This window comes from Bradyrhizobium sp., assembly GCF_028868675.1.
Taxonomy (GTDB): Bacteria; Pseudomonadota; Alphaproteobacteria; order Rhizobiales; family Xanthobacteraceae; genus Bradyrhizobium.
In genome coordinates this window covers 1-7,734 of sequence record NZ_JAGWUA010000217.1, presented here as the reverse complement: position 1 = coordinate 7,734, position 7,734 = coordinate 1, and the positions used below count along the sequence as shown (strand labels likewise).

Annotated in this window: 6 protein-coding genes; 2 read left to right on the top strand and 4 right to left on the bottom strand. The window is 66.1% G+C overall.

Translation table 11 applies throughout. The annotated features are described in order from the left end of the window. Positions 1-877, bottom strand: an 877-nt coding sequence (locus KGM94_RS21470; protein ID WP_300263868.1) for a transglycosylase domain-containing protein, incomplete at its 3' end; no start/stop codon positions are given. A gap of 305 nt (positions 878-1,182) precedes the next feature. Here KGM94_RS21470 and KGM94_RS21465 point away from each other — a divergent pair. Further along, positions 1,183-1,698: a YcgN family cysteine cluster protein gene (locus KGM94_RS21465; RefSeq protein ID WP_300263867.1), complete on the top strand. Its 516-nt coding sequence runs from the start codon at positions 1,183-1,185 to the stop codon at positions 1,696-1,698. 137 nt (positions 1,699-1,835) lie between these two features. Then, a complete protein-coding gene (locus tag KGM94_RS21460; protein WP_300263865.1) occupies positions 1,836-3,416 on the top strand; it encodes an MDR family MFS transporter in 1,581 nt (526 codons plus the stop codon). Positions 3,417-3,535: 119 nt separating this feature from the next. On the opposite strand, the gene KGM94_RS21455 is transcribed toward KGM94_RS21460, so the two are convergent. The 3 genes from KGM94_RS21455 to KGM94_RS21445 are packed head-to-tail and all read right to left on the bottom strand — an operon-like array spanning position 3,536 to position 7,724. Next, complete coding sequence (locus KGM94_RS21455; RefSeq protein ID WP_300263863.1) at positions 3,536-4,786, bottom strand: adenylate/guanylate cyclase domain-containing protein; 1,251 nt, start codon at positions 4,784-4,786, stop codon at positions 3,536-3,538. Continuing rightward, entirely contained in the window at positions 4,783-5,172 is a 390-nt protein-coding gene (locus tag KGM94_RS21450; RefSeq protein WP_300263861.1) for a response regulator, read from the bottom strand. Before KGM94_RS21450 ends, KGM94_RS21455 begins: the two co-directional genes overlap by 4 nt. Positions 5,173-5,192: 20 nt before the next feature. Beyond that, positions 5,193-7,724 carry an ATP-binding protein gene (locus KGM94_RS21445; RefSeq protein ID WP_300263870.1) on the bottom strand — a complete coding sequence of 844 codons (2,532 nt, stop codon included), beginning with the start codon at positions 7,722-7,724 and terminating at the stop codon, positions 5,193-5,195. Positions 7,725-7,734: the final 10 nt, after the last annotated feature.

Here is a 7,734-nt window from a genome sequence, read left to right as displayed (position 1 = left end):
CCTGGCCTTCGGTCATGAAGCCGGCGTCGACCAGATTGTCGAGCACCACGTTGGCGCGGGCGCGCGCCGCGGGCAGGTTGATGTGCGGGGCGTATTTGGTCGGGGCCTTGAACAGGCCGGCGAGCATCGCCGCTTCCGCGAGGTTCACGTCGCGGGCCGACTTGTTGAAGTAGAAGTGCGCCGCGCCGTCGACGCCGAAGGTACCGCCGCCCATATAGGCGCGGTCGAGGTAGAGCTTCAGGATCTCGTTCTTGGTCAGGCGCCATTCCAGCCAGACCGCCAGGAACGCCTCGTTGATCTTGCGCTCGATGGTGCGTTCGTTGCTGAGAAACAGGTTCTTGGCGAGCTGCTGGGTGATCGAGGAGCCGCCCTGGCGGACGCCGCCGGCCTGGGCGTTGGTGACGAGCGCGCGCGCGGTGCCGGCGACGTCGATGCCGAAATGGTCGTAGAAGCGGCGGTCCTCGGTCGCGAGCGTCGCCTTGATCAGGACGTCCGGAAAGTCCTCGAGCGGGATCGAGTCGTTGTGCTTGATGCCGCGGCTGCCGATCGGGTTGCCGTAGCGGTCGAGGAAGGTCACGGCGAGGTCGGACTTCTTCAGCCAGTCTTCGTCGGCAGTCTCGCGGAAGGCGGGGATGGCGAGCGCAAGCATCACGACCATGCCACCGAGGCCGATGGTGGCGGCCTCCGACAGCGGTTCGACGAACACCCAGCGCTTCCACCGCCCGACATAGAAGCGGTCCATGAAGGTGGAGTAGCGCTCGTAGAGCTCGCGGATGCCCTTGCCCGAGGAGAACAGGGAGGAGTCGATGCGCGCATCGAGGTCCAGGAAGAAGTTCCGGATCCTGGTCTTCCACGGTGGTGGTATGATCTGGCGCACCTAGAACCCTTGAGGCTCGGTTCGAAAGCGTTCAAGCACCCGGCCGGGGCGGCATTGAGCCGTCTTGCGGGATTGTTGCGGCAAACCCAAGGCGCCCGTTCTGCGTCCGAGGGGACTTAGCGGTTCTTCTAACCGAGCGGGGTCCATAAACCAATGGTCACGCTCGGGATTTTGATCGACAGGCCCAATTGGTCCCGTTCCTTTTTCGCCGTCGCATCCGCCCGGCTTGCGGCGCGATGCCCTGCCGCCCTAGATGGGGTTCACCGAGGTTTTCTCCAAACCACTTGACAAACCACTCGAAGAGTATGACCGCAGCTCCCAAACGACCTTCAGACCAGGATGGATTCTTCTGGAAAACCAAGACTTTGGAAGAGATGTCGGAGGCAGAGTGGGAGAGCCTGTGCGACGGCTGCGGGCGCTGCTGCCTGAACAAGCTGGAAGACGAGGACACCGGCAAGATCTACTTCACCCATGTCGGCTGCAAGCTGCTCGATGCCGGCTCCTGTAGCTGCAAGGACTACCCGAATCGCTCGTCCAAGGTTCCGGACTGCGTCCGCCTCACGCCGGCCAATGTCCGCACGCTGAACTGGCTGCCGCCGAGCTGCGGCTACAAGCTCGTCGCCGAGGGGCGCGATCTCTACTGGTGGCATCCCCTGATCTCCGGCGATCCCGAGACGGTGCATGCGGCCGGCGTCTCCGTGCGCGGTCGGGTCGAGGCCAGCGAGGAGGAGATCCCGGACGAGGAACTCGAGGACCACATCGTGCAATGGCCGGCGCTGCTGCCGAAACGGGCACGGCTGAAACGGCGGCCGAAGGTGTGAGGCGTCCGCCGCGCCGGCTCCGGGACGGGATGCACCCATGCGCCGGGGTGCCTGCCGCGGCAGGGATTTGTTGCGTAGATTGCGGGGCATAGAACGAATCCATCGCGGCGTTGCGCCGCAACAAGATCACGTCCGAAATGAACAAGTTCGAACGGCAGAATCGCCAACCTGCCGAGATCGGGCCTTTGCCCGACGACATCGCCGAAGAGCTGTCCCGCCTTCCGTCCGAGGTCATCAGCGTCGATGACGCGCCCTCGCTGGCACCGCCGCCGCTGTCCCCGGACGAGGTGCGCACCATCGTGATCAGCCTGATGCTGACGATGTTTTTGGCCGCGCTCGACCAGACCATCGTCGCCACCGCGCTGCCGACCATCGGCCGCCAGTTCCAGGACGTCTCGAGCCTGTCCTGGGTCATCACGGCCTATCTGCTCGCCGGCACCGCCGTGGCGCCGGTGTTCGGCACGCTCAGCGACATCTACGGCCGGCGCGTCATGATCATCGCCTCGCTCAGCCTGTTCGTCGCCGGCTCGGTGCTGTGCGCGGTCGCGCCGAGCATGCCGGCGCTGATTCTCGCGCGCGGGCTGCAGGGGCTCGGCGGCGGCGGCATCATGCCGGTCGTGCAGACCGTGATCTCCGACATCGTCACCCCGCGCGAGCGCGGCCAGTACCAGGCCTATTTCAGCGGCGTCTGGCTGGTCGGCGGCTTCCTCGGTCCCGTCATCGGCGGCGTGTTCGCCGAGCATCTGCACTGGTCGATGATCTTCTGGATCAACCTGCCGCTCGCGGCCGCGGCGTTGGCGCTGTTGTTGCCGAAGATGGGCAAGATCCCGGTGTTCCACCGCAAGCGCAAGGTCGACTGGCTCGGCGGCGTGCTGCTGATGGCATCCGCGGTCGTCTTCATGCTGGTGCTGACCTGGGGCGGCACCCGCTTTCGCTGGCTGTCGCCGGCCATCCCGTCGATGGTCGGAGCTTCCATCGCAATGGCGCTTGCCTTCGTCTGGCATGCCCGGCGGGCGGAGGAGCCGTTCCTGCCGCTGCCGCTTCTGAGCGGATCGGTTGCGCCGTTTGCGATGACCGCGGGCGGCTGCGCGCTCGGGGCGATCACCGGCCTGACGGTCCAGCTGCCGCTCTACTACGAGGTCGTCTATCGTCTGAGCGCCAGCGAAGCGGGGCTCGCGCTGATCCCGCTCGCGGCGGTCTCGACCTGCGGCGCGGCGATCGCGGGCCGCACCATGGTGCACGCCCGGCACTACAAGCGCGTCGCCATCGTCGGCACTTCGATCGCCGCCGTCTGCGGCGCAGGCCTGGCGCTGACCACGCTGCCGCTGTGGGGACTGCTGCTGCTGATGGCCGCCTTTGCGCTCGGATTGGGGACGACGTTTCCGGTCTGCGTGGTCTCGTTGCAGAATTCGGTCGCCCGTGCCCAGGTCGGCACCATCACCGGCGCCATGAACTTCTTCCGCTCGCTGATGTCCTCCTTCACGGTGGCGGCCTTCGCGGCCATCCTGCTGATCGCGCTCGGGGCCGACATCCCGCTCGCCGGCGAGCATCATCACGGCTCGGTCGGCGCGATTCCCGCCGCCGACATGCGGAGCGCGTTCCGCTACGTCTTCGGCGCCGCGGCCGCGATGATGACCTGCGCCTCGCTCTGCCTGATCGCGATGGAGGAGCGGCCGCTCGCCGGCCCCGTCTCGCGCCGGATCGAGCCCGCGGAGTAGGGCGCTCCTCACCGTCGCCTGAAGCGCGATGGGATTGGAATGAAGCGTCATCGTGCATTAGGTTATTGTTTGAGCATGATCTTTTCGGAAAACCGCTTCGCACTTTTCCGGATCATGCTTCAGTCGATCTGCATGCGGACGCCCTTGGCGCCGTTGAGCAGGCGCTTGAGGTGAAAACCGGCGAGCGCGTCGTCGGCATGGGTGCCGACCAGCGCGGCGAAGGCCGGCATGGCGGCGGCGTCGCCGGACGCGAGCCTGGCGAAGGCCTGCGCATATTGCGCCGTGGCCGGCGCCTCGAAATCCGCGGGCGTGAGCGGCTCGTAGGCGCGCAGCGGCTCGCTGCGGCCGCGCAGCACGAGATCGCCGACCGGCCGTCCCCTGAACTCCGCCGCCGCGTTCGCGACCGTGGCGCTGGCGCAGACCCGGGTGCCGAGCGCCTTGTTGGCGGCTTCCAGCCTCGCGGCGGTGTTGATGGTGTCGCCATAGGCCGTGTAGTCGAAGAAGCGGCTGCCGCCGAAATTGCCGACCAGCGCGGGGCCGGCGTGAACGCCGATGCGCGTGGCGCCGAAATTCACGCCCTTCTGCTTCCAGCGTGCGCGAAACGCCTCCGCCCACTGGTCGATCGCCTGGGCGCAGGCGACCGCGCGGGTCGCGTAGTCCGCCTGGTCGCCCGGCGCGTTGAACAGCACCTGGATCGCGTCGCCGATCACCTTGGCGACCGTGCCCTCATGGGCGAACACCACGTCGGTCAGGCCGCCGACATATTCGTTGAGCAGTTCGGCCAGCACCTCCGGCGCCGCGGTCTCGACCAGCGAGGTGAAGCCGGTGATGTCGGTGAAGATCACGGCGACCTCGCGCCAGTGCACCTGCATGTCGTCGCCGTCGCCGCCGGCGGCGAGGCGCCTGGCGAGTTCCGGCGAGAAATAGCGCGACAGCGAGGCATGGGCGCGCTCGGCCTCGATCTGGCGGCGGCGGGCCTCGCGCAGCACCTCGATGTGGCGGATGGTCTTCTGGATCGTCGTCTCGAGGTCGGCGAAATCGATCGGCTTGGTCAGGAAGTCGAACGCGCCGCGGTTCATCGCGATGCGGATGTTGCTCATGTCGCCATAGGCCGAGACGATGATGGTCGACTTCTTGTCCTCGGCCTCCTGCAGCTTCGCCAGCAGCGAAAGCCCGTCCATGCGCGGCATGTTGATGTCGGAGACGACGAGATCGACATGGGGATGCTGCTCGATCGACTCCAGCGCTTCGAGGCCGTCATGGGCGAATACGAAGCTGACCTGCCCGTCGCGGATCTGCCTGCGGAATTTCTGCAGGACCAGCGCCTCGAGGTCCGGCTCGTCGTCGACAACGAGGATCGTCGCGGTCATGCGGCCTGCCCGAGCCTGGTGTCGATCTCCTGCCGCAGCACCGAGAAGTCGATCGGTTTGGTCAACAGTCCTTCGGCGCCGCGCTCCAGCGCCGTCCTGCGCGTGTCGGCGTCGCCATAGGCGGTGATCATGATCACGGGAACGTCGGGCCGCCTGGCGCGGACCTCCGGCAGCATCTCCAGTCCGCTCATGCCGGGCATGTTGATGTCGGACAGGATCAGGATCAGGGTGGGATCACGAAGCTCCATGGCGCGCTCGATCGCCGCGGGTGCGGAGGCCGCAAACTCCATCAGGAAGCGGCCGGCGCGAAGCTCGCGGCGAAACTGCTGGCGAAACAACGTTTCCACGTCGGGTTCGTCGTCGACGACGAGAATGTAAACGCTCAATTCCTGCCTCCAGTAGCTTCCTATGCCGCCAGCGTCCGCGGCAGCGTAATGACGAATTCGGTAAATGCGCCCGGCTCGGTCTTCACGTCGATCTTGCCACCGTGCTGTTTCACCACGATGTCGTGGCTCATGGAGAGGCCGAGGCCGGTGCCTTCGCCAGCCGGCTTGGTGGTGAAGAAGGGGTTGAACATCTTTTCCTTCACCTCCGGCGGGATGCCGGTGCCGTTGTCGCGGATCCTGATCTCGACCTTGTTGCCGAGGTTCTTGGTCGTCGCGCTCAGGGTCGGCTCGAAGCCGTCCGCTTCCTGCTCCCTGCGCTTGGCGGCGGCGTAGAAGCCGTTCGAGATCAGGTTGAGGAAGACGCGGGTGATCTCCTGCGGATAGACGTCGAGCATGCCGGCCGCCGGATCGAGGTCGCGCTTCAGCGTGATGTTGAAGCCGGACTTTTCGGCCCGCGCGCCGTGATAGGCGAGGTTGAGGCTCTCCTCGATCAGCGCGTTGATGTCGGCGGGGCGATGCTCGCCGGAACCCTCGCGCGAATGCAGCAGCATGTTCTTGACGATGGAGTCGGCGCGCTTGCCGTGCAGCACGACCTTCTCCAGGTTGCCCCTGAGCATGTGGGTGAGTTCGTCGACCTCTTCCTTTGTCTTGTCGTCGAGCCCGGCCGACTGCAGCACCTCGTTGAGCTCGTCGATCAGCTCGGTCGACAGCGAGGAGAAGTTGTTGACGAAGTTGAGCGGGTTCTTGATCTCGTGGGCGATGCCGGCGGTGAGCTGGCCGAGCGAGGCAAGTTTTTCGGTCTGGATCAGGCGGTCCTGCGCGGTGCGCAGCTCGTCGAGCGACTGCGTGAGTTCGGTGGTCCGCTTGCGCAGCTCGTTCAACAGGCGGGTATTCTCGATCGCGATCACGGCCTGATTGGCGAAGTTTGCAACCAATTCGATCTGCTTGTCCGTGAACGGCTTCACCTCTTGCCGGAAAATCGTGATCGAGCCGATAAGCTCGTTTTCCTTGAGCATCGGGACGACCACGAGCGTGCGGGCGCCGGCAAGATCGGCCAGTGCGCGCACGTTGGGATTGCCCTGAAGGTAGGGAGGCTGCGTTCTGACGTCGTCGATATGGACGGTCTCGTGGGTTCGCTCGACCGTACCGAGCCCGCTCTCCGGATGAGGACGGATCAGCTTATGGAACTGGGTATCGACGTAGGCCTGAGGCGCATTGTAGAGCGCCACGGTGCGAAAGCCGCCATCCTCGTAAAGTGTCAGCGTTCCAAATTTTGCGCCGCAGATTCGAGTCGCATTTTCGAGCATCTTGTCGAAGACGGGCGTGAGCTCGCCGGCGGACGCGCTGATGATTTCCAGAACCTCGGATGTCGCGGTCTGCTGCTGCAGCGTTTCCTTCAATTCCGCCGTGCGCCGCTCGACCTTGTTCTCGAGGTCGGCGTAGGATTCCTGCAGCCGCGCGCCCATGTCGTTGAACTGGTTGGCGAGGCCCTCGAGCTCGTCGCCGGTCGGAATCGAGATGCGCTGGGCGAAGTCGCCGCCGCCGATGCGCTCGGCGCCGGCGCGCAGCGCCTGGATCGGGCCGACCATGCGCCGCGCCAGGAATATCCCGGCGAGCACCGCGAAGATCGAGGCCGCCAGCAGCACGATCGCGAGCCGCTGCAGGGCGGCATAGAGCGAAGCGTAGGCTTCCTCGACCGGCAGTTCGACGAACATGGTCCAGCGCAGCGGCGCGATCGGCGCCGATGCGGTCAGGACCTGCCGGCCCTGGACGTTCGCCGCCTCCGGCAATTCGCCGCTCTCGCCGCGGCCGGCCTGCGCCGCCTGCACCTGCGGCAGGCCGGACATGTCGGTGTTGCGCAGCACGAGGCTGATGTCGGGATGCGCGATCAGGCGGCCCTGCGCGCCGACGACGTAGGCGTGGCCGTGCTCGCCGACCTTGATCTGGGAGACCACGTCCCAGATCAGCTTGAGGTTCACCTCGGCGATGCTGACGCCCGCGTCCTTGCGGGTGCCGGCGAGCGCCAGCGTCATGTAGGGCTCGGATTCCCGGCGGAAATAGACCGGCCCGTAATAGACCTTGTGGGCGACGGCCTCGGTGAACTTGGGCTCTTTGGAGAGGTCGAGCCCGCTGTCGATGACGTCCATCGCCAGCCGGGAGACCCGCAGCCGCTCCTTGCCGCTGGAATCGATCTGCGCGAGCTCGGTGACGGCCGGCACCTGGCGCAGCAGGCGCAGCGCGTCGAACCGGCGCTGCTCGACCGAGCCCGCCGACCACGGCAGCTGCGTCGTCCAGCCGACCTGGCTCTCGATCTCCTTGATGAACTGGCTGATCTTGGCGGCCGCGGCGACTGCCTGCTCGTGCTGGATCCGGATCAGCGCCGCCTTGTGCTCGCGATAGTAGAAGAAGACCTCGAAGATGCCGTTGGACAGCAGCGCGACCGCGACCACGGCGACGAACAGCGAGACGTATTTGATGAACAGCCGGCTGCGAATCCTGACGCCCGCCGCAGGGATCTCCGACGCCCGGTTCGACCGCGCTCCCGCGCCGATCCGGGTCTCG

Coding starts and splice junctions, on each gene's coding strand:
- KGM94_RS21465 (WP_300263867.1), top strand. CDS start 1,183: ATGACCGCAGCTCCCAAACGACCTTCAGACCAGGATGGATTCTTCTGG.
- KGM94_RS21460 (WP_300263865.1), top strand. CDS start 1,836: ATGAACAAGTTCGAACGGCAGAATCGCCAACCTGCCGAGATCGGGCCT.
- KGM94_RS21455 (WP_300263863.1), bottom strand. CDS start 4,786: ATGACCGCGACGATCCTCGTTGTCGACGACGAGCCGGACCTCGAGGCG.